Source organism: Streptomyces sp. NPDC059008 (genome assembly GCF_042749045.1).
Classification (GTDB): Bacteria; Actinomycetota; Actinomycetes; order Streptomycetales; family Streptomycetaceae; genus Streptomyces.
On the sequence record NZ_JBHYJC010000001.1, the window covers coordinates 534,854 to 558,687 of the forward strand.

Genomic DNA, 23,834 nt, shown 5'->3' on the forward strand with positions numbered 1-23,834 from the left:
CGGTGGCGGGGCGTTGTCAGTGGGCGGTCGTACGCTGGCGATGTGTGGCGGTGTACGGGACCACGCTGGTCAGGCGGCGGGTCGGGCAAGGGGACGGGGTCGGTGCCGGGGCCGGAGGGGCCGTTCGGGCAGCGGCTCGGCTGGTACTGCGCCGAGCGGGGCGAGGAGCGGGTCAGCATGCTCCCCGCGGGCAAACGGCTGGCGTTCGCCGCGCAGGGGGAGCGGCGCTGCCTGGGGGTGCGGCGGGCCGGGGGCTGGATCGTCTGCCCGTATGCGGCGGTGCTCGACGGGGCGAGCGCCAAGGACCAGTGCGCGCGCTGTGCCCAGCTGGACCGTTCGCGGTCGGTGGCCGCCGACACCATGGCCGACGATCCGCGCCCGTACGGCGTCTATCTCGCGTACTTCGGTCCCGGTCTGCTCAAAGTGGGGATCACGGCCGCCGAGCGCGGCTCGGCGCGCCTGGTGGAGCAGGGCGCGGTGGCGTACGCCTGGCTGGGGCGCGGGCCCTTGATGGCGGCGCGGCGGGCGGAGGCGCTGCTGGGGAGCGCGCTGGGGGTGCCCGACCGGTTCGCGAAGGCGGCGAAGCGGGCGGCGCGCGGGGCGCTGCCGCCCGTGCCGGAGCGGGCCGCCGAACTGGCCCAACTGCACGGCAGGGCAAGGGAGCTGGCGGGCTGGCCCGAAGCGCTGGAGCCGGTGGCGTTCGCCTGTACGGACCATACGGAGCTGTTCGGGCTCGACCGTATTCCGCACGAGGTGGCGGAGTTGGGTGCGATGACGGCGGGCGCGGAGATCGTGGGGGAGGTGCTGGCCGGGGTGGGCCCGGATGTGTATGTGCGGCTGGCCGGGGAGGTCGAGGGGGAGGCGGCCGGGGAGGCGGCAGGGGTGGTCGGTGGAGCGGCCGGTGGAGCGGCCGGTGGGGTGGTTGCGGTGCTCGATGCCAGGGGGTTGGCGGGGTGGGTGCTGGGGGCGGCTTCGGGGCGGGTGACGACCGTCCCGGTCCGCGCGGCGGTGTCCCGGATGAGGGAGCGGGAGGGCGAGCAGGAGGGATTGTTCTGAGCCGGGGGAGGGGGTGGCAGGGCCTCTTCGGTGCCTGGTGGACCTAGTAGGCAGCCTGGCGGGCCGAGTGGGCAGGCCGAGTGGGCGGGCCGAGCGGGCAGGCCGAGTGAGCCGAGCGGAGCTGGCCAGGCCGAGTGGGACCGGCTAGACCGAGTGGGACTGGTGGGCCCTGTGGCGGGCCTGGTAGGTCTGGACGTGGGCGGCCCGCGCGAGGGTCGGAAGCGTCGAGGAGGGGGCCTCAGTGGCGGACGGCGATGAGCGGGTCGGTGCGTTCTGGCGCGGGTTGGGGCTGCCGGGGCTGATCGATGTGCATACCCACTTCATGCCCGAGCGGGTGATGGCGAAGGTCTGGGCGTACTTCGACGCCGCCGGGCCGCTGGTGGGCCGCAGATGGCCGATCGAGTACCGCTTCGAGGAGGACGAGCGGCTGGAGGTGCTGCGCGGCTTCGGCGTACGGGCGTTCACGTCGATGGTCTACCCCCACAAGCCGGGGATGGCGCGGTGGCTCAACGGATGGGCTGCCGACTTCGCGGCCCGTACGCCCGACTGCCTGCGAACCGCGACGTTCTTCCCGGAGGACACGGCCGCGGCGTATGTCCGCGACGAACTGGCCGACGGGGCACGGGTCTTCAAGGCGCATGTGCAGGTGGGGGCCTATGACCCGGCCGACGCGCTGCTCGACCCGGTGTGGGGCGCCGTGGCGGAGGCGGACGTGCCGGTGGTCGTCCACTGCGGGTCGGGGCCCGTGCCGGGGAAGCACACCGGGCCCGAGCCGATCGCGCGGCTGCTGGCCCGCCACCCTCGACTGCGGTTGATCATCGCGCACATGGGGATGCCGGAGTACGCGGACTTCCTGGACCTCGCGCAGCGCTATCCGGGCGTGCACCTGGACACGACGATGGCCTTCACGGACTTCTCCGAGCGGGACGCGCCCTTTCCGCGGGCGGAGCGCGGCCGGCTCGGGGACCTCGGCGACCGGGTGCTGTTCGGCAGCGACTTCCCCAACATCCCCTACGGGTACGCCCATGCGCTGGAGGCGCTGACCCGGCTGGAGATGGGGGACGAGTGGCTGCGGGGGGTCTGTTACGGGAATGCGGCGCGGCTGTTCGGCGTGTGAGGGGGCGGGCGGGCCGGGACCGGTGCTGCGGGCACCCGATCACACGAGGCGTCAGGCCGGATCGGGGCCGGACGGGGCGGTGACGGCTGCGGCGAGATGAGCCATGGCCGTCGCCAGGTCGGCGAGGGTGGGCTCGTCCGCGACCCGTTCGGTGACGGCGTCGATCTTCCGGCCGATGGCGGGGATTTCGCGGCAGGCGGCGGAGACGACCTCGCCGGTCATCATGCGCAGGGTCTCGCGGAGCTGGGCGTTGGCGTGGTCGCCGCCGGTGGGGAACGGGGAGGCGGTGAGCACCGCGACCGGCTTGTCGACGCATTCGCCGCTGCTGACCAGCCAGTCGAGCGCGTTCTTGAGGACGCCGGGGACCCCGTGCGCGTACTCGGGGCTGACGAGGAGCAGCGCATCGGCGGCCGCAACGGCCCCGCGCAGGGCGGCGACGGGGGCGGGGGGAGTGGCGTCCTCGCCGTCCAGGTCGGGGTTGAAGTGCGGCAGTGCGCCGATGTCCGCGGTGGTGACCGGCCCGTCCCAGAAGCCGAGGGCGGAACGCAGTACCGCCCCGTTGGAGGAGCGGGCTCGCAGGCTGCCGGAGAGGGCGAGGAGTCTCATGGGGTGACGGTACGGGGTGCGGCGCAGCGCGGCCGAGGAGGCCCCTCGGATGAGGGGAAAGCGCAGGTCAGGGCGATTGTCAGTGGTGGGTGCAATGCTTGGGAAGTGGTGATCGACCTGGACCGCGCGGGGGGCGGCCCAGGTCCGCTGCGGCGGGGGACAGGGGACAGGGGACAGGGGACGGGGGACCGACGGGGGAGAGGGGCGCGGGGAGGAACAAGGGGGAGGAACACGGGGAGTTGGTTTCTCAGGAGATTCACAGAAAGGGGAAAGGAAGCTCTCACGAGGGTGGGTCAGGCTCGAGGGCATGACCGTGACTTCGTCGTCCTCAGCTCCCCTTCGTGTGCCGGCAGCGGCCTCGTCTTCCACGGGTGCGCCCGGCAAGCAGCCGGAGCTGTTGCGGGCCGACGGCAGCCCCGTACGGGTGCTGGTCGTGGACGACGAGTCCTCGCTCGCCGATCTGCTGTCCCTCGCGCTGCGCTACGAGGGCTGGGCCATACGCTCGGAGGGGGACGGCGCGGGTGCGCTGCGCTGTGCGCGCAGTTGGCGGCCGGACGCGGTGCTGCTCGACGTGATGCTGCCCGACATGGACGGGCTGACGGTGCTCGGGCGCCTGCGGCGTGAGCTGCCGGACGTGCCGGTGTTGTTCCTGACCGCCAAGGACGCGGTCGAGGACCGGATCGCCGGGCTCACGGCGGGGGGCGACGACTACGTCACCAAGCCCTTCAGCCTGGAAGAGGTGGTGGCCCGGCTGCGGGGGCTGCTGAGGCGGGCCGGGGCGGCCGCCGCACGCAGTGAATCGCGGCTGACCGTGGGCGATCTGGTGCTCGACGAGGACAGCCACGAGGTGTGGCGGGACGGCCAGGAGATCCATCTGACGGCCACCGAGTTCGAGCTGCTGCGTTATCTGATGCGCAATCCGCGGCGGGTGCTGAGCAAGACGCAGATCCTCGACCGGGTCTGGAGCTATGACTTCGGCGGTCAGGCGAACGTCGTGGAGCTGTACATCTCGTATCTGCGGCGCAAGATCGACGCGGGGCGGGAGCCGATGATCCACACCCGGCGGGGCGCGGGCTATCTGATCAAGCCGGTGGGGTAAGGCGGGTGGTGAGCGGCGTGTCCCGCCCCCGGCGCCGTTGGTCGCTACGGGCGCGGCTCGTGGTGTCGGCCGTGGCGCTGATCGCCGTCGTCGGAGCCGTCATCGGGGTGGTGACGACGATCGCGCTGCACTCCTATCTGCAGGGCGAGTTGGACAAGCAGCTGGGCGAATCCGTCGAGCGGGCGCAGGGGTTTCGGCTGCATGCTCCTCCGCGCGGCGGACCGCTGGACTTCGTGGCGATGGGGGGCCAGCCGCTGGGGACGGTGGGGGCGCTGATCGGACCCGACGGCACGGTCGGCCTCGCGGCGAAGCTGAGCGATTCGACGAGCCGGGAGCCGGGCGAGCGACTGGCGGGGTTGACCCGGGGCCAGGTCAGGGCGCTGAGCGCGGTACCACGGGACGGTAGGCCGCACACCGCCGAGATCCCCGGGCTCGGTGACTACCGCGTGAGGTCCGCCAAGGACGGCTCGCTGCTGCTCGGACTGCCGCTCGCGCGTGTCCAGGGCACGGTCGGCAGGCTCGTGGTCATCGAGGAGTGTGTGACGGCCGCCGGGCTGATCGCGGCCGGAATCGCCGGCTCCTCCATGGTCGGCTTCGCGCTGCGGCCGCTGCGCCGGGTCGCCGCCACCGCCACCCGTGTCTCCGAACTCCCCCTCCACCAGGGTGAGGTGGTGCTGCACGTCCGTGTGCCGGAGTCCGAGGCGGACGGGCGTACGGAGGTGGGACAGGTCGGTGCGGCGCTGAACCGGCTGCTGGGGCATGTCGGCTCGGCGCTCTCGGCCCGCCAGGAGAGCGAGACGCGGGTCCGGCGGTTCGTCGCCGACGCCAGCCATGAGCTGCGTACGCCGCTGGCGTCGATCCGGGGCTATGCCGAGCTGACCCGGCGCGGGGACGAACGGCCGGGGCCGGTGACGCGGCACGCCCTGGGGCGGATCGAGTCGGAGGCGGAGCGGATGACGGGGCTGGTGGAGGACCTGCTGCTGCTCGCCCGGCTCGACTCCGGGCGCCCGCTCTCGTATGAGAGCACCGATCTCTCGCCGTTGGTGGTGGACGCGGTCAGCGATGCACGAGTGGCCGGGCCCGACCACCGGTGGCGGTTGGAACTGCCCGATGAGCCGGTGTTGGTGTACGGCGACGGCGGCCGGCTGCACCAGATATTGGTGAACCTGCTGGCCAATGCCCGTACGCACACCCCGGAGGGGACGACGGTCACGGCGCGGGTGCGCGGCGCCGGGCAGGAGGGCGCCGGGCAGGAGGGCGCGTACGGAGGCGCTGACGATGACGCCCCCAAGGGCGGTGACAGGGGCGTTCAGGGAGGCGTGCGCGCAGGCGTGGTGCGGTTGGAGGTGCAGGACGACGGGCCCGGTATTCCGGCCGAGCTCCTCCCGCACGTCTTCGAGCGGTTTGCGCGCGGTGACGCCTCGCGGTCGCGTGCCGCCGGAAGTACCGGCCTCGGGCTGGCGATCGTGCAGGCGGTGGTGGCCGCGCACGGTGGCACGGTCGAGGTCGAGAGCGTGCCGGGCCGGACGGTGTTCACGGTGACGCTCCCGGTGGCGGCCTCCGGCAGCCGCCCGGTCGTCGCCGCGGTGTGATCGACCCGGCGGCACCGCCGACGCACAGCACCGGCACAGGCTCAGCACACGGCCGTGACAGCGGAGTTGGCGAGTGTCGTCGCCATGACGACGACTCAGCCGCCCCGTGCTCCACTGGGCTCCCTGCCGCCACGCGAGCATCTGCCTCTCGGGCGGATCGCGACCGTCCTCGATGTGGTCATCCCCGTCTACAACGAGGAGAGTGATCTTGAGCCGTGCGTCCGGCGCCTGCACGAGCACCTCGCCCGGACCTTCCCCTACGGCTTCCGGATCACCATCGCCGACAACGCGAGCACCGACCGTACGCCGGACGTCGCCGCCCGCCTCGACGACACGATCGACGAGGTCACGGCGGTACGACTGGAGCAGAAGGGGCGCGGCAGGGCACTGCGCACCGTGTGGTCGCTCTCCGAGGCGCCGGTGCTGGCCTACATGGACGTCGATCTGTCCACCGACCTCAACGCCCTGTTGCCGCTGGTCGCGCCGCTGATCTCGGGGCATTCGGACCTGGCGATCGGCTCCCGGCTCAGCCGCAGCTCGCGCGTCGTCCGCGGGCCGAAGCGGGAGCTCATCTCCCGTACCTACAACCTCATCCTGCGGGGCTCGCTCGCCGCACGCTTCTCTGACGCGCAGTGCGGGTTCAAGGCCATACGGGGAGACGTGGCGGCACGGCTGCTGCCGATGGTCGAGGACACCGGGTGGTTCTTCGACACCGAGATGCTGGTGCTCGCGGAGCGGGCCGGGCTGCGGATCCACGAGGTGCCGGTGGACTGGGTCGACGACCCCGACAGCACCGTGCACCTCGTGCGGACGGCCGTGGACGACCTCAAGGGCGTATGGCGGGTGGGGCGGGCCCTGGCGACCGGGGGGCTGCCGCTGGACCGGCTGGCCCGGCCGTTCGGGGACGACCCGCGGGACCGGGAGCTGTCCGGGGTGCCCGGCGGCCTGGCGCGTCAGCTGGTCGGCTTCTGTGTCGTCGGCGGGCTCAGCACGCTGTGCTATCTCGCCCTGTACTCCCTCTTCCGGCTCGGTCTGGGTCCCCAACTGGCCAACGCGGCAGCACTGTTGGTGTCGGCCGTCGGCAACACCGCCGCCAACCGGCGGCTGACCTTCGGCGTACGGGGGCGGGACCGGGCACTGCGCCATCAGGCCCAGGGGCTGGTGGTCTTCGCCATCGGGCTGGCGCTGACCAGCGGCTCTCTCGCCGCCCTCGACGCCGCCAGCGGCAACGCCTCGCACGGCACCGAACTCGCGGTGCTGGTCGCGGCCAACCTCGCGGCGACGGTGCTGCGGTTCCTGCTCTTCCGCGCCTGGGTCTTTCCGGAGCGTGAGCGCGGGGACACCACCGTCACCTTCGCAGGCGGCGAGCCGCGCGACCGGCACGACATGAACGACACCCCCAGGAGCACCCGATGACCGCGCAGCCGTCCCCCACGCCGTCCGCGGCCGCGCGGATCCTGCGCGGCCACTCCACGGATCCGCGCTGGGCACGCCCCGCACTGCTGGCGTTGTTGCTGGTCACAGCGGTGCTCTACCTGTGGAGCCTGTCCGCGTCCGAGTACGCCAACCAGTTCTACTCGGCCGCCGTACAGGCCGGCAGCGAGAGCTGGAAGGCGTTCTTCTTCGGCTCCTCCGACGCGGCGAACTCCATCACCGTCGACAAGCCGCCGGCCGCGCTGTGGCCGATGGCGCTGTCCGTACGGCTCTTCGGGCTCAGTTCCTGGGCGGTCCTGGTACCCGAGGCGCTGATGGGTGTGGCGACGGTCGGCGTGCTGTACGCGGCCGTACGGCGGCGGTTCGGCGCGGGCGCCGGCCTGCTCGCGGGCGGGGTGCTGGCGGTGACGCCGGTAGCGGCGCTGATGTTCCGCTTCAACAACCCCGATGCGCTGCTGTGCCTCCTGATGGTCTGCGCGATCGCCGCCGTGCTGCGCGCGCTGGAGGACGGCCGTACGAAGTGGCTGGTGCTGGCCGGGGTCTGCTTCGGGCTGGGGTTCCTCACCAAGACGCTCCAGGCGTGGCTGATCCTGCCGCCGCTCGCCGTGGTCCATGCCTGCTGTGCGCCGGTCGCGCCGCGCCGGCGGCTGGGACAGCTGCTGCTCGCCGGGCTGGCGATCGTGGTGTCCGGCGGCTGGTGGGTGGCGATCGTCGAGCTGTGGCCGGCGGCCTCGCGCCCGTACATCGGCGGCTCGCAGCACAACAGCTTCCTGGAGCTGACCTTCGGCTACAACGGCTTCGGACGGATCACCGGCGAGGAGACCGGCAGCGTCGGCGGGGGCGGTGCCCGTCCCGGCGGTGGCGGCGGAGGCGGATGGGGGGAGACCGGCCTCACCCGGCTCTTCTCGGCCGACATGGGCGGGCAGATCGCGTGGCTGCTGCCCGCCGCGCTGATCCTGCTGATCGTGGCGGTGTGCGTGCTGTGGCGGGCCCGGCGGGCGAGCGCCGTCGAACAGGCCGGACAGGCGGTACGAGCCGGACAGGCGGTACGAGCCGAACAGGCGGCACAAGCCGAACAGGCCGGTCAGCGGGCGGAGTTCCTGGTCTGGGGCGGCGCGCTGCTGATGACGTTCACGACCTTCAGCTTCATGTCCGGGATCTTCCACCAGTACTACAACATCGCACTGGCCCCGTACATCGCGGCGCTGGTCGGGATGGGCGCGACGCTGCTGTGGCGGCGCGGCGGGCGGCTCGCGTCGAGCGTGCTGGCCGCGACCGTCGCGGTGACCGCCGCCTGGTCGTACGTGCTGCTGGACCGTTCACCGGACTGGCTGCCGTGGCTGCGCTGGACGGTGCTGGCGCTCGGGGCGCCGGCGGCGCTGGGCCTGCTGGTGGCTCCGCGGACGGGAGCAGGGGTACGGGGGGAGACCCCGGTGCGGGCGGAGCGGCCGCTACGAGACGGGGTGCCGGCAGGCGAGGGGGCTCCGGTGCCGGACGGGGTTCCGGTGCCGGACGGGGTTCCGATGCGGGCGGGCCGTCGGGTCGCCGTGCTCGCGGCCGGGGCCGGGCTGGTGGCGGCGCTGGCCGGGCCGGTGGCGTACACGCTCGATACGGTCGGCACGCCCAAGGGCGGTTCGATCATCACGGCCGGGCCTGCTGTGCGGGGCGGTATGGGCGGACCCGGAGGCGGGGGTTTCCCCGGTGGGCGCGCCCGTGGCATGTGGCCCGGTATCAACGCCGGAGCCGACGCCAACGGAAACGGAAACGGCAGCCCCGACAGAAGCAACAACGGAGGCAACAACGGAGGCAACAACGGCATGCCGGGCGGTGCCCCAGGCGGCGCGCCCGGAGCCGGTCGGCCGGGCCAGGGCAACCCGGCGGGCCAGGCGTTCCCTCCGGGCCGGAGCCGGGGCGGGCAGGCCTTCCCCGGCCGTATCGGCGGAACGGGTGAGCGCGGCGCCGGCCGGACGGGCGGTATGGGCGGCCTGCTCAACGGCAGCAAGGTCAGTGCCAAGGCCAAGGCCCTGCTGGAGAAGGACGCGGACGACTACACCTGGGCCGCCGCGGCCGTCGGCTCCCAGAACGCCGCGAGCCACCAACTCGCCACCGAGAAGCCGGTGATGGCGATCGGCGGGTTCAACGGGAGCGACCCGTCACCGACCCTCGCCCAGTTCAAGAAGTACGTCGCGGACGGGAGGATCCACTACTTCATCGGCGGCGGACGGGGTGGCTTCGGCGGCCCCGGAGGCGGCCGGGGCAGCTCCTCGGAGATCAGCTCCTGGGTGGAGAAGACCTTCAAGAAGGTCACCGTCGGCAGCGCCACCTTCTACGACCTGACCCAGAAGGCCTAGCGAGCCGCGCTCGGGGTCTTCCCCTAAGGGGCCGATGGCTCCCCTGGCAAAGCCCTCCCCAGGAAGGTGGGCAGTAATTCAATTGTACGGCGTATAAGTCGCCCTGTACGGTGTAAAGCATCCGCTCGCACCGTACAGGGAGCCCGTATGACCTCCGTGGCCTCCGAAGCCACCACCCTGCAGCCGCCGGGCCGGCACTCCGCCCGCTGGCTGATCCTGGCCGTCATCTGCCTCGCGCAGCTCACGGTCATCCTCGACAACACCGTCCTCAACGTCGCCATCCCCTCCCTGACCGAGGACCTGGGCGCGACCACCGCCGACGTCCAGTGGATGATCAACGCCTATTCGCTGGTCCAGTCCGGCCTGCTGCTCACCGCGGGCAACTCCGCCGACCGCTACGGCCGCAAGAAGATGCTCGCCGTCGGACTGGTGCTCTTCGGCGTCGCCTCGCTCGGCGCCGCACTCGCCCAGTCCCCCGGCCAGCTGATAGCCGCCCGCGCCGGCATGGGCGTCGGCGGCGCGCTGCTGGTGACCACCACCCTCGCCGTCGTCATGCAGATCTTCGACGACGCGGAGCGCCCCCGGGCCATCGGCATCTGGAGCTCGGTCAACTCCCTGGGCTTCGCCGCCGGGCCGCTGATCGGCGGTGTACTCCTCGACCACTTCTGGTGGGGCTCGCTGTTCCTGGTCAACCTCCCCGTCGCGGTCATCGCGGTCGTGGCCGTCGTCACCCTCGTCCCCGAGTCCAAGAGCCGGGCCGGTGACCGCCCGGATCTGCTGGGCGCCCTGCTGTCCACGATCGGCATGGTCGGAGTGGTCTTCGCGATCATCTCCGGGCCGGTCGACGGGTGGCTGTCCGGCCAGGTGGTGATCTCCGCCGCCGTCGGCATCGCCGCGCTCGCCCTCTTCGCGGGGTGGGAGCTGCATGTCCCGTACCCCATGCTGGACATGCACTTCTTCCAGAACCGCCGCTTCATCGGCGCGGTCTCCGGCGGCATCCTCGTCGCCTTCGGCATGGGCGGTTCGATGTTCCTGCTCACCCAGCACCTCCAACTGGTGCTCGGGTACGGACCGTTGGACGCGGGACTGCGGATGGCACCGCTCGCCGTCACCGTCATCCTGATCAACTTCACCGGCCTGAGCGCCCGCCTGCTGCCCAAGTTCGGCACCCCCGGAATGATCGTCTCCGGCATGTCCCTGCTCGCGGCCGGCCTCGCCGCGATCTCCCTGCTCGGCGGCCACAGCTACGGCGGCATGCTGACCGGTCTGATCGTGATGGGTGTCGGCGTCGCGCTCGCCATGCCGACGATGGCCAACGCCATCATGTCCGCCATCCCGCCGGCGAAGGCCGGAGTGGGCGCCGGCGTCAACGGCACGCTGATGGAGTTCGGCCAGGGCCTGGGCGTCGCCGTCCTCGGCGCGGTCCTCAACTCCCGCTTCGTGGCGCTGCTCCCACTGGTCGCCGCGGGCGCCGGCTCGCTGCCCGCCGCCCTCGACCGGACCCGTACCGACGCCGAACGCTCCGCCGTGCAGGACGCGTTCGCCTCCGGCATCGGCACCAGCCAGCTGGTCGGCGCGACCGCGGTGTTCCTCGGCGGACTGCTCGCCGCCGTACTGCTGCGCCGGGCGGAGCGCACCGCCCAGCAGCCGACGGCACCGGGGACGGCCAACGGCCCGGAGCCGGCCGCCGCCGCGGCCGAATAGCATCGACGGTGTACGTGATCGTGAACGGCGCGTACGGGCGGTCCGCAGTACCCGGGCGACACCCCTGCGCACCGTTCACCGGCCACGACACCGACACAGCCACCCAGACACCCAGCCACCCCGTCGGCAAGGAATCCGGCCGGCGCCGGCACCGACGACGCTCAGGAACAAGGAGGGGCGCCATGGCAGCGACGGACGGCCGCGCCAGGAAGCGGCCGAGCAGCGTCTGGCTGACCGAACGGCCCCCGCTCAAACGGAAGGCGGACCAGCCGGCCGGACTCGACCTCGACAAGATCGTCGCGACCACGGTCCGGCTGCTGGACACCGAGGGCCTGGCGAAGTTCTCGATGCGCCGGCTCGCCGCCGAGCTGGGCGTCACCGCGATGTCCGTCTACTGGTACGTCGACACCAAGGACGACCTGCTGGAACTCGCCCTGGACAGCGTCATGGGCGAGATGCGGATGCCGGACGAGGCCGCCGCGGACCGGGACTGGCGCGACCACCTGCGCTCACTGGCCGGCGAATACCGCGCCCTGCTGACCGGCCACCCCTGGGTGGTCCGACTGCTGGGCATGTACATCAACATCGGCCCGCACTCCCTCGCCTTCTCCAACGCCACCATGCGGGTGATGAAGGAGAGCGGGCTGTCCCTGGAGCAGATCACCGGCGGGCTGTCCGCCGTCTTCCAGTTCGTCTACGGCTTCGCGACCATCGAGGGCCTGTTCGACGCCCGCTGCGCGGAGGCGGGGCTGCCCGTCGACGAGTACTTCCAGCAGGTGATGTCCGCGGTCCAGGGCCGTCCGGAGTTCGCCGAGACGATGGAGAACTCCACCAAGGTCATGGAGGCCCGCGGCGGGTCCACCGTGCGGGAGATGCGCGACCGGGACTTCGCCTTCGCGCTGGATCTGCAGATCGCGGGGATCGAGGCGCTGCGGGACCGGGGCGACGCCCCCGGGCCGGGCCCCCGGTAGGAGGCCCGGCCCGGCGGAGACCGCGAAACCGCGGAGCGCGTGCGGTGGACGGTTACGGTCGGACGAGGACGATCGAGTTGATCGGCGTCAGGTCCTTGTCCACGTAGTAGCCGGGGTCCATGAAGCCCTGGCAGTCGCCCGTGCCGTTGTAGCCGGTGCAGGTGCGCGCCTTGGCGCCACCGGTCTGGTTGTTGAAGACGTAGTGCCGGCCGACTTGGCCGCTGAGGTTGTGGGCGCCGTAGCTGTAGTACACGTGGGACGGACGATCGCCGTTCCACCCCGCGTTCTGCGGGTAGACGCACACGGCCCCGGACGGGCAGCCGTGCGAGGCGGCCGCCGGTGCCGCCTGGGCGCCGGCCGCGCCGACCGTGGCCAGGGCGCCGACGGCGAACGTGAGCGCCGCGGCCGTCTTCATGATCCTTCGCATGGTTCTCCCCCGTTTGTCGGTCGAGTGGGATCGTCTCTGGTCGAGCGGGATCGATCTCGCGACATGGAGTCTGTCCGGGGCGCCGGGGATGCGCCATCTTTTCGATGTGGGTCGAAAAGGGCGCTTCGTGGATCGGCGCGCCTCCACCAGAGCCCACACGGTCGCGCCACCGGACGGCCCATGCCACCGCCCCACACGAGAGCCGGAAAAAAATTCCGGCGGCGATGTCGAGAACCCGTGGCCGGCTCCGTCCCCGAGGTGAATGCGACCACAATGGGTCGCACCAGCACCGAGGAGAACCATCATGGCCAAGTACTTGCTGCTCAAGCACTACCGCGGCGCTCCGGCTGCGGTGAACGACGTGCCCATGGACCAGTGGACGCCCGAGGAGATCTCGGCGCATGTGCAGTACATGCAGGACTTCGCGGCCAGGCTGGAGAAGACCGGGGAGTTCGTCGACGGTCAGGCGCTCGCCCCCGAGGGGACGTGGGTCCGGTACGACGGCGAAGGGCGCCCGCCGGTCACCGACGGCCCGTTCGCCGAGACCAAGGACCTCATCGCCGGCTGGATGGTGATCGACGTCGACAGCCACGAGCGCGCCGTCGAGCTGGCCGGGGAGCTGTCGGCCGCCCCCGGGGCGGGCGGGAAGCCGATCCACGAGTGGCTGGAGGTGCGCCCGTTCCTGGCCGCGCCACCCACCGTCTCGGAGTGCACCTTCCATGGATGAGGCCCTGCTGCGCAGCCTCACGCCGAGCGTGCTCGCCGTCCTCGTCCGCCGCGGAGCCGACTTCGCGGCGGCCGAGGACGCCGTGCAGGACGCCCTGGTCGAGGCGGTCCGCGGCTGGCCGGCCGACCCTCCGCGGGATGCGAAGGGCTGGCTGGTCACCGTGGCCTGGCGCAAGTTCCTCGACGCCACCCGTGCCGACACCGCCCGCCGCCGGCGCGAGGACCACATCGACCAGGAGCCGGCCCCCGGGCCCGCGCCCTCGGCGGACGACACGCTCCAGCTCTACTTCCTGTGCGCCCACCCGTCGCTGACCCCGTCGTCCGCGGTCGCGCTCACACTGCGCGCCGTCGGCGGGCTGACCACCCGTCAGATCGCCCAGGCCTACCTGGTGCCCGAGGCGACCATGGCGCAGCGCATCAGCCGGGCCAAGCGCATCGTCTCCGGCGTGCGCCTGGACCAGCCCGGCGACGTCGCCACCGTGCTGCGCGTCCTCTACCTGGTCTTCAACGAGGGCTACTCCGGCGACGTCGACCTCGCCGCCGAGGCCATCCGGCTCACCCGGCAGCTCGCGGCCCAGGTCGACCACCCCGAAGTGGCGGGGCTGCTCGCCCTCATGCTGCTCCACCACGCCCGGCGCGCCACCCGGACCGCGCCCGACGGCAGCCTGGTGCCGCTCGCCGAGCAGGACCGCGGCCGGTGGGACACCGCCGCGATCGCCGAGGGCGTCGGGATCCTGCAGGCGGCCCTCGCCCGCGACCGGCTGGGCGAGTTCCAGGCCCAGGCCGCCATCGCGGCGCTCCACGCCGACGCGCCCACCGCCGAGGAGACCGACTGGGTGCAGATCGTCGAGTGGTACGACGAGCTCATGCGTCTGACCGACAGCCCGGTCGTGCGGCTCAACCGCGCGGTCGCCGTCGGCGAGGCCGACGGTCCGCGCGCCGGCCTGGCGGCGCTCGCGGCGCTGGACGACTCCTCCCCCGGCTCTTCGACCAGGGGAGACCCCGTCCCCCGCCACGCCGCGGTGGCGGCGTACCTCCACGAGCGCGACGGCGATCCGGCGACGGCGGCACGGCTGTACGCCGAGGCGGCCCAGAAGGCACCCAACCTCGCCGAGCGCGACTACCTGACGCGCCAGGCCGCCCGGCTCAACGCCCGCCGGCGCCGCTGACGGGTCGCGCGCGGACAGCGGCCACGGGCGCGCCGGCCCGCCCGCCGCGCCCTCACCCCATCGGCAGCGTCTCCCCCTGCACCGCCTGGATGTCCAGCTCCACCTTCAGCGTCGTCCCGATCGCCGCGATGCCCGCCGCCACGACCTGGTTGTAGTTCATCTTGAAGTCCTCGCGGCGCAGCTCGGCGGTGGCGCGGAAGGCGGCGCGCACCCCGCCCCACGGGTCGGGGCCGGTGCCGAGGTAGCTCAGTTCGAGGTCCACCGGCCGTACGACGCCGTGCAGCGCCAGCTCGCCGTGGACCGTCCAGCGGTCCGGGCCGGCCGGCCGCAGGCCCGAGCTGCGGTAGGTGATCTCCGGGTACTCCTCGACGTTGAGGAAGTCCTCGGAGCGCAGATGGCCGTCGCGCATACCGTTGCCGGTGTCGATCGAGGAGGCCTTGATGGCGGCCTCGACCCGCGACTCCGCCAGGTCCTCGGCGATCTCGATCCGGCCGCTGAACTCGGTGAACCGGCCGTGCACGCTGGAGATGCCCAGGTGCTGGGCGACCGCGGCCACCGTCGAGTGCATCGGGTCGATGGTCCACGGTCCGGGCGGCGGCAGCTCTGCCCCGCCCTGCCGGGCCAGTACGACGCTGCCCACGTCCATCCGGCCGCTCGCCGTCACGATCGCGCTGGAGGCGACCGGCGCGTAGCCGACGGCCGTCACGATGACCGTGTACGGGCCGGCGGGCAGCGGCCCCCCGCTGCGGATGGCGCCTTCCTCGTCCGCCGCCGCGCGCAGCACCTGTGCGCCCGTCATGTCGGTGACGGTCAGTACGGCGTGCTGGACCGCCCAGCCGTCCCGTGTGCGGACCTGCGCCCTTACGCCCGCAGCTCCCGCGCCCGTCGAATGCATTGCCTCTCCCGTTTGTTGCCTCGTGTGGGGTCTCCCCTGCTCATAGGGGGGTGAGTGGCGGGCTCCGGACGGCGGCGTGCAGGCCGTCCCCTGCCTGTGCGCAGCGCCGCCGCCGGAGCCCTGGTGGCCGGTCCGGGGCGCGTCTCCGCTCAACGCGCGCCCCGGACCGGGGTCTTGCCGCCCCGGAGGTGGTCCCCGGGGGCTTCTTCGGGGTCAGTCCCCTGGGTGCGCCAGCTCGACGTCGTAGCCGTCGACCCCGCGTGCGTCGACCGAGAGGCCGTTGGCGACCGGCGGGTAGCCGCTGGCGATGACCGTGTAGTCGCCGGCGTCCAGGTCGGTGAAGGCGTACGCGCCGTCCTCCCCGGTCGTCGAGGTGGCCACGACGTTGCCCGCCGCGTCCACCAGCGTGACCCGCGCGTCGGGCAGCGGCCGGCGGTCGGCACCGGCGCGCACGACGCCCTGCACCCGAGCCCCGGACAGCAGCTCCACCTCGATGTGGGTGGTGCCCTGCCCGCCGACCTCGACCGGCAGCGCGGACGGGCGGTGGCCGGCGGCGTTCACGGCGATGGTGAAGGTCCCCGGTGCCAGCTCGTCGAAGGCGAAGTAGCCCTCGGCGCCGGTCTTTCCGGTGGCCAGCACCTCGCCGCGGACGTCGGTGACCACGACCATCGCACCGTCGACCGGCTCGCCGGTGACCGCGGCGCGGACCTGGCCGGCGAGGCCGCTGGTGCCGCTGAGCAGGATGTCGTAGCCGTAGGGCTGGTCGCCGACGACGACCGTGGACGCCTGCGGCTGGTGCCCGTCGGCCGCGGCGATCAGCACGTACGAGCCGGCGCCGGGGGCGCTGAGCGCGTAGGAGCCGTTGGCCTGGGCGACCGCGCGGGCCAGCTGGCGCCCGCTGAGCGAGATCAGCGTCACCGCGGAGCGCGGCACGGGGCTGCCCTCCGCGTTGCGGACGAAGCCGTGCACGGACGGGCCGGCCGGGACGGCGTCGGAGCCGCCGACGGAGGCGTGGGCCTGGAGCGGCCGGGTGGCCGGCGCGGCGGCGGGCTGCGCCCAGGACGGCGTATGGGCGTCGTCGTCCGAGGTGAGCGGGGCGCCCACCAGCGCGGGCTCGCGCTCGGCGGCCGGTGCCGGGGCGGCGGCCGCGGCTGCGGCCGGGACGCCGGCGTCCGACGCGGTGGCCGCGGCGGCCTCGCTCTCGGAGCTCTGGGACAGTCCGCCCCGGGTCTTCAACGCGACCTCCTTGATGAACAGGGTGAGGAGGAAGGCGAGCAGCGCGCAGGGCGCCGCGTACAGGAAGACATCGGCGACGCCGTGGCCGTAGGCGCTCTCCATGACGGTGCGCAGCGGCGCCGGGAGGGCGTCCAGGTCCGGGATGCCGCCGCCGCTGTTGCCGGCGCCGTGCGCGGCGGCCTTGGCGGCCTTGGGCCCGAGTTCGGCCAGGCCGTCCTTGACGTAGTGGGTGACGCGGTTGGCGAGCACCGCACCGAGGGCCGAGACGCCCACCGCACCACCGAGGGAACGGAAGAAGGTCACGACGGACGAGGCGGAACCGAGGTCCTCGGGAGCGACCTGGTTCTGCGTGGCCAGCACCAGGTTCTGCATCATCATGCCGATGCCCAGGCCCATCAGGGCCATGAAGATCGCGATGTGCCAGTACTCGGTGTCGTAGCGGATGGTGCCCAGCAGACCCAGGCCCGCGGTCACCAGCACACCGCCGCTGACCAGCCAGGCCTTCCACTTGCCGGTCTTGGTGATGATCTGGCCGGAGACGGTCGAGGAGACGAACAGCCCGCCGATCATCGGGATGGTCATGACGCCGGACATCGTCGGCGACTTGCCGCGCGCCAGCTGGAAGTACTGGCTGAAGAACACGGTGCCGGCGAACATCGCGATACCGACGAACAGCGAGGCCAGCGACGCCAGGGTGATCGTCTTGTTGCGGAACAGCCGCAACGGGATGATCGGCTCCTTGGCCTTGGACTCGACGAAGACGAAGATCGCGCCGAGCACGACCGCGCCACCGACCATCGCAGCGGTCTGCCACGACATCCAGTCGTACTTGTCGCCGGCCAGCGTCACCCACACCAGCAGCAGCGAGACCGCCGCGCTGATGAAGAAGGCGCCCGCCCAGTCGACCTTGACGCCCTCGCGCCGGACGACGGGCAGCTTCAGGGTCTTCTGCAGCACGATCAGCGCGATGACCGCGAACGGCACGCCGACGTAGAAGCACCAGCGCCAGCCGAGCCAGCTGGTGTCGGTGATGACGCCGCCGAGCAGCGGACCGCCGACGGTGGCGACGGCGAAGACCGCGCCGAGGTAGCCGCTGTAACGACCGCGCTCACGCGGCGAGATCATCGCGGCCATCACGATCTGGGCCAGCGCCGACAGACCGCCCACGCCGATGCCCTGCACCACACGGCAGGCGATCAGCATGCCCGTGTTCTGCGACAGGCCGGCGACGACCGAACCCGCGACATAGATCACCAGCGCGAACTGCACCAGCAGCTTCTTGCTGAACAGGTCGGAGAGCTTGCCCCACAGGGGCGTGCTCGCCGTCATCGACAGCAGCGCGGCGGTGACCACCCAGGTGTAGGCGCTCTGCCCGCCGTCCAGATCATGAATGATCTCGGGCAGCGCGTTCGAGACGATCGTCGACGAAAGAATGGCGACGAACATGCCGAGCAGCAGCCCGGACAGCGCCTCCATTATCTGACGGTGCGTCATGGGCGCCCCGCTGGAGGTGCTGTGTCCGCCCCCTCCGTGCTTGGCGTGGCCGCCCCGCACACCTGCCGGTGTGGTCGTAGCCATGTGGTTCCTTTTCATCCTGCGGGTGTACGGGTGGTGAAGTCGTGAGGGGCCCGGGTGCGGCAGTCGCCGAAGCTCGTGCGGAGCCTGGCGAGCAGTTCGATGAGGTGCCCGACGTCGGTGTCGGTCCAGTCACCCAAGTACCGGGCGAGTGCTGCCGTGTAGCGCTCGGCGAGCTCCTCCAGGAGCGCCCGCCCGCTCGGGGACGGGCGCAGCAGCCGCGAGCGCTTGTCCGCCGGGTCGGGCTTGCGCTCGACCCAGCCGCGCTCGCAGACGTGCGCGACGTGCCGGCTGGTCACCGACATGTCGATGGCGAGCAGCTCGGCGAGCTGGCTCATCCGCATCTCGCCGTGCCGGTCGAGGAGGGTGAGGACGCCGGCCGAGGCGGGCGGGCAGTCCTGGGGCAGCATCCGCCCCATCTCGCGCTTGACGGCGCCGATGGCGCTGAGTTGCCTGGCCAGCTCCTCGTACTGACTCTGAGCGGCCATCGGCTCCTCCACGCGTCCGTCGGACTTCTCGCACATCTTTGTTGCTTGAGGCAACCATGCGACTGTACGCAATGTTGGTTGCTGAAGGCAAACGATTCGACGCCCCCGCGCTTAAAGGGGGCGAAAAGCCTGGACCGGGCATTGGTCAACGGCTACCCATGGCGCACATAAAGCCGCAGGTCGAGCAGGGGGCGCCCGCCCTGCGGTTTTCGGTCAACCTGTGGCGCGCCTCACGACTCCCGCCGCCCGCTTGACGGGACCGTATCGATTATCGATAACATCGAAAAACGATATGGTCCCGGAGGGGGAACAGGAACATGAACGACACGTCCTGGTGGACGCGGGCGATGGACCACGTGCTGGAGCTGGTCCTGGGACTGGCACTGCTGCTGGTGGGGCTCTTCAAGGTCCTCATTCCGATCCTGGGGGTGACCGGCCCACTGCCGCCCGTGGCCTCCCGCGAGGTGCGGGTCGACGCCGCCGCGCGCCTGTCCGGCGCCACCGCGTCCGGACCCGTGACACTGCACGGCACCGACCGCGCCGAGCTGACCTTCCACGCCCCCGGCCTCGGGCAGCGCGTGCTCCTGGCCCTCCCGGACATCGCGGGCGGCCTGCTGGTCGTCGTGATCCTGATGGTGCTGCTGCACATGGCCCGTACGTTCCGGGCCGGCGACTTCTTCGTGCCCGAGAACACCCGGCGCCTGACCGCCGTCGCCGTCGCCCTGGTCCTGATGGGCACTGTCGTACCGTTGCTGGACATGATGACCACGAACCTCCTGGTCCGCGGAGAAGTCATGGCACAGGCGGTCTCACCCGCCAAGGACTATGCGGTCGAGCCCGTGTTCCTGGCGGTCCTCGTCGGCGCCGCGGCCGGAGCGTTCCGCAACGGCACCCGCCTGCGCGCCGACACCGAAGGGCTGGTCTGATGCCGCCGGAGGAGGCGCACCAGATCGACTGCCACCTTGACCGCCTGCTGGACGAACGCGGGATGACCCTGGCCGAACTGGCCGCACGGGTCGGTGTGACCGTCGCCAACCTCTCCATCCTGAAGAACGACCGGGCCAAAGCGATCCGCTTCAGCACACTCAGTGCCATCTGCCGCGAACTGGACTGCCAGCCCGGAGACCTGCTCACCTTCGCCGCGCGGTGAGATGGCGCTCGGCCGCTTCGTACGCGCCCCAGGGGTGCCCCCGCGACACCGGTTCGCTAGGGTCCTTCCCCATGGCGACCAACCCGCAGAACCAGGCCGAGGGCAACTACGACCCGGCGGGCAGCACGCAGATGTTCCGGGCCTTCGTGGACGAGGGCGGCACCCCCCAGGCCGGCGGCCGCCGCGCCCCGGCCCCCCAGCAGTCGGCAGGCCCCCGAGTAGGCGTCATCCTCGGCGTGATCGTCGCCGTTCTGGTCGTCGCGGGCGCGGCCTGGCTGGCGCTGTCGTAACGAGTCCTGACCCAGCCGTCTTCACGCGTACGGGGCCCGGCACTGCCATGCCGGGCCCCTGATTCTTGGTCTCGCACGCCTGCCCGCTACGCGAGGCGACCGCCCCTGCTCTCGGCGCCCCGTCGTGCGTCCCGCAGCGCTTCACACAACCTGTGGACACAGGAGCGGAGTTCACCGGCGGACACGGTCGCTCCTCCGCCGAGCAACTCGGTGACGAGAGCGAGCACCGCTGCCCGTCCTGCCCCGCCCAGGGTCGCAGCTCCGGCGACTCCCGGCGCCAAGGGGGGCGAGCCTCTTCAACTGGCGGGTGGTGGGGGCTGCTACGAGCCACCCTTCTCTCCGTCCTCTCCCTCGCCGCGCGGCCACACCGCGATGGCGACCAGCACGGCCGCCCAGACGCCCAGCGGCAGCAAGGGCCAGTACGAGGTCAGTTCGTGCTTGCGGACGCAGTTCGCGCCCCAGATCGCTGACATGATCACCGCGCCACCGAGCCAGTAGCGCCACTCCTCCAGCCATTCGCGCAGGTCCTTGCGGTCCCGTTCCCGTGCGGACGGCTCGGGTGCGGGCAGGTCCGCCGTCAGCGCGGCGAGTTCTGCACCGGTATGCGCCTGGAGCGCCAGCCGCGAACGCCGTGCGTGCTCCTGCGCGTCCAGCCGCCCCTCGGTGAGCGCGGCGGCCAGCAGTTCCAGCGCCCCGTCACGCTCGCGGTCCGCGATCCGGATGGCGGGATCAAGACGATCGTTCACCGTGTCCCCTTTCGCCTCGGCCGGTTTCCGTACGGCCGACCGATCTTTGAGATACGACCGTATCTCAAAAAGAATACGAGCGTATCCTGACGGCGGAAGCACCCGGACGGAAATGCGAAGCGAGGAGCCGCGCAGCGTGCCCAAGACCGTGGACCGCGACGAACAGCGGCGACAGATCGGCGCCGCCGTGCTGCGCCTCGCCTCCGAGCAGGGGCTGGACGAGGTCAGCGTGCGCACGGTGGCCGCCGCGAGCGGCCGGTCCCCGGGAGCCGTCCAGAAGTACTTCCGCACCAAGGACGAGATGCTGACCTTCGCCGCAGAACTGGTCGGCGAACGCATCGAGGAACGGATGGCCGCCGTCGACTTCGGCCTCCCGCCGCGCGAGGCGCTGCGCGCACTCGTCCTCGCCGCCCTCCCCGTGGACGCGGAACGCCGGGCCGAGGCCGCCGCGCAGCTGGCCTTCGCCGCCCGCGCGGCCCACCATCCCGGACTCGGTGCGATCCGCCGGCAGGTCGACCAGGACGTCCGCACTCTCCTCGCCGACTGGCTGGCATCCGTCGGCCACGGCAGCGGCCCGGCCCCGGCCGCCGACTGCCTGGCTCTCGCCGATGGCGTGATCGCGCTCTGCGACGGGCTGGCACTACGGCTGCTGTACGCGCCCGACGACCGGGAAGCGCTGTTGCGCGCCCTCGACCGTGCCCTGGACGCGCTGCTTGCGTCGTGCTGAATTGGCCACGTCGCAAGTCGACGTAGCCGCGGCAAGCGGGCTCATACTGGCAAGGTGCGGCGTACGGACCCCGGGCGCTACGGCGAAGAGGTGTTCCGTCCGGGAGAGAGCGGCGAGGCCGAGCGGATCGATCTGGGAGCGCTCGCCTATGACGAGGTGAGCGCCGCGCGGCTGACGGCGCTGGGCGTCGGCCCCGGCTGGCACTGCCTGGACGTGGGCGCGGGGACCGGCACCCTCGCGCGGTGGCTGCTGGAGTCGGCGGGGGTCACGTCCGTCCTCGCCGTGGACCGTGACACCCGGTTCCTCGCCGGGGACCACACCCCGGGACTGGTGGCGCAGACCGCCGACATCACGGCGCCGGGCTTCGACCCGGGCCGGTTCCACCTCGTGCACGCCCGCTTCGTGCTGATGCATCTGCGGTCCTGGCGCCGCCTGATCTCGGTGCTCGGTTCACTGCTCGCCCCCGGTGGTGTGCTGGTGCTCAGCGACGCCGTCGACCTGACCACCGCCGACGCGCCGGCCTCCCCGTACACCGCCGTGATGCGGGCGATGTGGCAGGGGTTGCGGGAGACCATCGGTACGGACATCTCCTGGGTGCCGGACTACCCCCGGCTCCTGCGGGAGGAGGGCCTGCGGCCCGTGGCCGCCGAGATCCACGTCCCCCCGCTGGTCCCCGGCAGCCCGGTCAGCCGCTTCTGGGCCGACACCTGGGAGCGGTCGCGGGCGGCCATGCTGGCGACGGGGCGGGTGGACGACGCGCAGATCGACCAGGCCCTGCGCGATCTGTCGTCCACGGAGTCCGCCGCGCTCGCCCCCGGGATGATCACCGCCTGGGGCTGGAAGCCCCCGCTCAGCGCCGGCACGGGGCCGGGAGTCCCGGGCCTCGGCTGACCCGGAGCTCCCGGCAGACACCCACTAGGCCGCGTCCGCCGCCGCCTGCAGCGCCGCGATGTCGATCTTCTTCATGCCGAGCATGGCCTTCATGGCGCGGGCCGCGCGCTCCTGGTCCGGGTCGTTGAGCATCTCCGCCATACCGCCGGGTGCGACCTGCCAGGACAGGCCGTACCTGTCCTTCAGCCAGCCGCAGGGGCCCTCCTCGCCGCCCTCGGAGAGCTTGGCCCAGTAGTAGTCGATCTCGTCCTGGTCGGCGCAGTTGACCAGCAGCGAGATCGCCTCGGTGAAGGTGAACTCCGGGCCGCCGTTGATGGCGACGTACTCCTGGCCGTCGAGGGCGAACTCCACGGTCAGTACGGTGCCGGCCGGGCGCGGGCCCGCCTCGTTGTAGTAGGTGACGTTCTTGATCGTCGAGTTCGGGAACACCGAGCAGTAGAACTCGGCGGCCTCCTTGCCCTGGGTGTCGAACCAGAGGCTGGGCGTGATCTTGGGCATGGCGCTCTCCTGGCGTCGTCCGCGGGCCGGCCCCGTGTCGGGACGGGCCACTGTGTGTATTGACCGTGACGGCGCGCGGAAGTCATCGGTGTTCGCCGAACGGGTGTGACCGGCCGGTGCGGCACGCCGCTCCGCACCGGCCCCCACCAGTTCCCACCGGCCCCCACCGGGACGCTCGCGGTCACTTCCAGACGAAGGCCACGTCCTTGGTGTCGAGGTGCATGCCCGCCGGCACCCGCCAGGCGTCGACGCACACCCGCCAGCTGCCGGTCCTGCGCTCGCCGGGGGCGAGCGGCAGCGGGAGCCGGTGACTGGAGGTGATCGTTGCCCAGTCGATGCCGAGCGCACCGATGACATGGGCGCCGAAGGTGACCGTGCCGGAGGTGACGGGGCGGCCACCGGTGTTGAGGAAGTCGATACGCACCTTCTCGCACCAGCGGACGTCGGTGTCGGCGAGGTCCGGCTTGCCGACGAGGAGACCGGCGGGGGCGTCCGGGCCGGCGGGGACGGTGGGCGAGGGCGGCTTGGGCGCGGGAGAGCCGTGCGGTGGGGTGGATGTACCCGATGGGGAGGGCGAGTTGGGCGGGTCCTGGCCGTCCGTACCGGAGCCGGGAGGCGGTGCGGCGGAACCGGAGGGGCCGGGGGAGCTGCCGGGGGTGGGAGCCGGTCGGCCGGAGCGCGCGGCGTCGCCGCTGCCGCGGTCGCTGTCGCCGCTACGGGTTCCCCGGGCTCTCGGGGCCTCATGGCCGTCCAGCGGGGTCAGTACCACGCCGTCTCGCGGAGGTACGGGCCTGACCGGCGCGCGCCCGTCGGCGGGGCCTGCCGCGCCCACCGCGACATAGCCCTCTTCGGCCGCGCCTGCGCAGCCGGTGAGCAGGACACCCAGACACAGCACGGCCGCCGAGGCGGAGGCGTAGGTCGTTGTCGTCCGTCGCATCGGGACAGTGTTGCTGACGATGCGTCAGCTGTATAGGTCGAGGATGCGTCAGCTCTACGGGTCGCCCTGCGAAGGTCCCGCAACTGTCTGCGAAAGTCCTGCAACTGTCCGCCGAGCGGCGCGGAGCATCTGACGGCTGCCCCCCGGCG

At 72.2% G+C, this 23,834-nt stretch carries 23 protein-coding genes; 15 read left to right on the top strand and 8 right to left on the bottom strand.

Features of this window, described 5'->3' with window-relative positions; all coding sequences use genetic code 11:
• Window positions 1-177: 177 nt before the first annotated feature.
• Complete coding sequence (locus tag ACFWZH_RS02500) at window positions 178-1,056, top strand: DUF2797 domain-containing protein (protein WP_384424643.1); 879 nt, start codon at window positions 178-180, stop codon at window positions 1,054-1,056.
• A 241-nt stretch (window positions 1,057-1,297) separates the two neighbouring features.
• Window positions 1,298-2,173, top strand: a complete 876-nt coding sequence (locus ACFWZH_RS02505) for an amidohydrolase family protein (RefSeq protein ID WP_384424476.1) — start codon at window positions 1,298-1,300, stop codon at window positions 2,171-2,173.
• A gap of 51 nt (window positions 2,174-2,224) precedes the next feature.
• On the opposite strand, the gene ACFWZH_RS02510 is transcribed toward ACFWZH_RS02505, so the two are convergent.
• Entirely contained in the window at window positions 2,225-2,779 is a 555-nt protein-coding gene (locus tag ACFWZH_RS02510; RefSeq protein ID WP_384424478.1) for an NADPH-dependent FMN reductase, read from the bottom strand.
• A 397-nt stretch (window positions 2,780-3,176) separates the two neighbouring features.
• Between ACFWZH_RS02510 and ACFWZH_RS02515 the strand changes: the two genes are divergently transcribed.
• The 6 genes from ACFWZH_RS02515 to ACFWZH_RS02540 all read left to right on the top strand — a co-directional run bounded on the left by ACFWZH_RS02515 (window position 3,177) and on the right by ACFWZH_RS02540 (window position 11,930).
• Entirely contained in the window at window positions 3,177-3,878 is a 702-nt protein-coding gene (locus ACFWZH_RS02515) for a response regulator transcription factor (RefSeq protein ID WP_384424645.1), read from the top strand.
• A gap of 17 nt (window positions 3,879-3,895) precedes the next feature.
• Complete coding sequence (locus tag ACFWZH_RS02520; protein ID WP_384424480.1) at window positions 3,896-5,470, top strand: sensor histidine kinase; 1,575 nt, start codon at window positions 3,896-3,898, stop codon at window positions 5,468-5,470.
• A gap of 84 nt (window positions 5,471-5,554) precedes the next feature.
• The gene (locus tag ACFWZH_RS02525) at window positions 5,555-6,886 is read left to right on the top strand and encodes a glycosyltransferase (protein ID WP_384424482.1); all 1,332 of its coding nucleotides are present in this window, start codon (window positions 5,555-5,557) and stop codon (window positions 6,884-6,886) included.
• Complete coding sequence (locus ACFWZH_RS02530; RefSeq protein ID WP_384424483.1) at window positions 6,883-9,255, top strand: ArnT family glycosyltransferase; 2,373 nt, start codon at window positions 6,883-6,885, stop codon at window positions 9,253-9,255. Before ACFWZH_RS02525 ends, ACFWZH_RS02530 begins: the two co-directional genes overlap by 4 nt.
• Before the next feature lie 147 nt (window positions 9,256-9,402).
• The gene (locus ACFWZH_RS02535) at window positions 9,403-10,959 is read left to right on the top strand and encodes an MFS transporter (protein ID WP_384424485.1); all 1,557 of its coding nucleotides are present in this window, start codon (window positions 9,403-9,405) and stop codon (window positions 10,957-10,959) included.
• A gap of 182 nt (window positions 10,960-11,141) precedes the next feature.
• Complete coding sequence (locus ACFWZH_RS02540) at window positions 11,142-11,930, top strand: TetR/AcrR family transcriptional regulator (protein ID WP_384424487.1); 789 nt, start codon at window positions 11,142-11,144, stop codon at window positions 11,928-11,930.
• A 52-nt stretch (window positions 11,931-11,982) separates the two neighbouring features.
• Here ACFWZH_RS02540 and ACFWZH_RS02545 read toward each other — a convergent pair whose 3' ends face one another.
• Complete coding sequence (locus ACFWZH_RS02545; RefSeq protein WP_384424490.1) at window positions 11,983-12,357, bottom strand: hypothetical protein; 375 nt, start codon at window positions 12,355-12,357, stop codon at window positions 11,983-11,985.
• Between the two features lie 304 nt (window positions 12,358-12,661).
• On the opposite strand from ACFWZH_RS02545, the gene ACFWZH_RS02550 reads away from it, so the two are divergent.
• Both ACFWZH_RS02550 and ACFWZH_RS02555 read left to right on the top strand, forming a co-directional pair.
• Window positions 12,662-13,084, top strand: coding sequence for a YciI family protein (locus tag ACFWZH_RS02550; protein ID WP_384424492.1), 423 nt, complete (start codon window positions 12,662-12,664; stop codon window positions 13,082-13,084).
• Entirely contained in the window at window positions 13,077-14,252 is a 1,176-nt protein-coding gene (locus ACFWZH_RS02555; RefSeq protein WP_384424494.1) for an RNA polymerase sigma factor, read from the top strand. The genes ACFWZH_RS02550 and ACFWZH_RS02555 overlap by 8 nt, the downstream gene beginning before the upstream one ends.
• A gap of 52 nt (window positions 14,253-14,304) precedes the next feature.
• On the opposite strand, the gene ACFWZH_RS02560 is transcribed toward ACFWZH_RS02555, so the two are convergent.
• The 3 genes from ACFWZH_RS02560 to ACFWZH_RS02570 form a co-directional block, all read right to left on the bottom strand.
• Entirely contained in the window at window positions 14,305-15,147 is an 843-nt protein-coding gene (locus tag ACFWZH_RS02560) for a YceI family protein (protein WP_384424496.1), read from the bottom strand.
• Between the two features lie 213 nt (window positions 15,148-15,360).
• Window positions 15,361-17,961 carry an MFS transporter gene (locus tag ACFWZH_RS02565; protein WP_384424498.1) on the bottom strand — a complete coding sequence of 867 codons (2,601 nt, stop codon included), beginning with the start codon at window positions 17,959-17,961 and terminating at the stop codon, window positions 15,361-15,363.
• 11 nt (window positions 17,962-17,972) lie between these two features.
• Window positions 17,973-18,446 (bottom strand): MarR family winged helix-turn-helix transcriptional regulator, encoded by a 474-nt coding sequence (locus ACFWZH_RS02570; protein ID WP_384424499.1) that lies wholly within the window; start codon window positions 18,444-18,446, stop codon window positions 17,973-17,975.
• A gap of 317 nt (window positions 18,447-18,763) precedes the next feature.
• Here ACFWZH_RS02570 and ACFWZH_RS02575 point away from each other — a divergent pair, with 317 nt between their 5' ends.
• The 3 genes from ACFWZH_RS02575 (at window position 18,764) to ACFWZH_RS02585 (ending at window position 19,886) form a co-directional block, all read left to right on the top strand.
• On the top strand, window positions 18,764-19,372 hold the full coding sequence (locus ACFWZH_RS02575; RefSeq protein WP_384424501.1) for a DUF2975 domain-containing protein: 609 nt from the start codon (window positions 18,764-18,766) through the stop codon (window positions 19,370-19,372).
• Window positions 19,372-19,596, top strand: coding sequence for a helix-turn-helix domain-containing protein (locus ACFWZH_RS02580; protein WP_384424503.1), 225 nt, complete (start codon window positions 19,372-19,374; stop codon window positions 19,594-19,596). Before ACFWZH_RS02575 ends, ACFWZH_RS02580 begins: the two co-directional genes overlap by 1 nt.
• 71 nt (window positions 19,597-19,667) lie before the next feature.
• Window positions 19,668-19,886: a hypothetical protein gene (locus ACFWZH_RS02585; RefSeq protein ID WP_384424505.1), complete on the top strand. Its 219-nt coding sequence runs from the start codon at window positions 19,668-19,670 to the stop codon at window positions 19,884-19,886.
• A gap of 320 nt (window positions 19,887-20,206) precedes the next feature.
• On the opposite strand, the gene ACFWZH_RS02590 is transcribed toward ACFWZH_RS02585, so the two are convergent.
• Window positions 20,207-20,632, bottom strand: coding sequence for a DUF1707 domain-containing protein (locus tag ACFWZH_RS02590; protein ID WP_384424507.1), 426 nt, complete (start codon window positions 20,630-20,632; stop codon window positions 20,207-20,209).
• Between the two features lie 136 nt (window positions 20,633-20,768).
• Between ACFWZH_RS02590 and ACFWZH_RS02595 the strand changes: the two genes are divergently transcribed.
• Together ACFWZH_RS02595 and ACFWZH_RS02600 are read left to right on the top strand one after the other, a co-directional pair.
• Window positions 20,769-21,359, top strand: coding sequence for a TetR/AcrR family transcriptional regulator (locus ACFWZH_RS02595; protein WP_384424508.1), 591 nt, complete (start codon window positions 20,769-20,771; stop codon window positions 21,357-21,359).
• Between the two features lie 54 nt (window positions 21,360-21,413).
• The gene (locus ACFWZH_RS02600) at window positions 21,414-22,250 is read left to right on the top strand and encodes a class I SAM-dependent methyltransferase (protein WP_384424510.1); all 837 of its coding nucleotides are present in this window, start codon (window positions 21,414-21,416) and stop codon (window positions 22,248-22,250) included.
• Window positions 22,251-22,274: 24 nt separating this feature from the next.
• Here ACFWZH_RS02600 and ACFWZH_RS02605 read toward each other — a convergent pair whose 3' ends face one another.
• The gene (locus tag ACFWZH_RS02605) at window positions 22,275-22,748 is read right to left on the bottom strand and encodes a VOC family protein (RefSeq protein WP_384424512.1); all 474 of its coding nucleotides are present in this window, start codon (window positions 22,746-22,748) and stop codon (window positions 22,275-22,277) included.
• A gap of 181 nt (window positions 22,749-22,929) precedes the next feature.
• On the bottom strand, window positions 22,930-23,685 hold the full coding sequence (locus ACFWZH_RS02610; RefSeq protein ID WP_384424514.1) for a hypothetical protein: 756 nt from the start codon (window positions 23,683-23,685) through the stop codon (window positions 22,930-22,932).
• Between the last annotated feature and the right edge of the window lie 149 nt (window positions 23,686-23,834).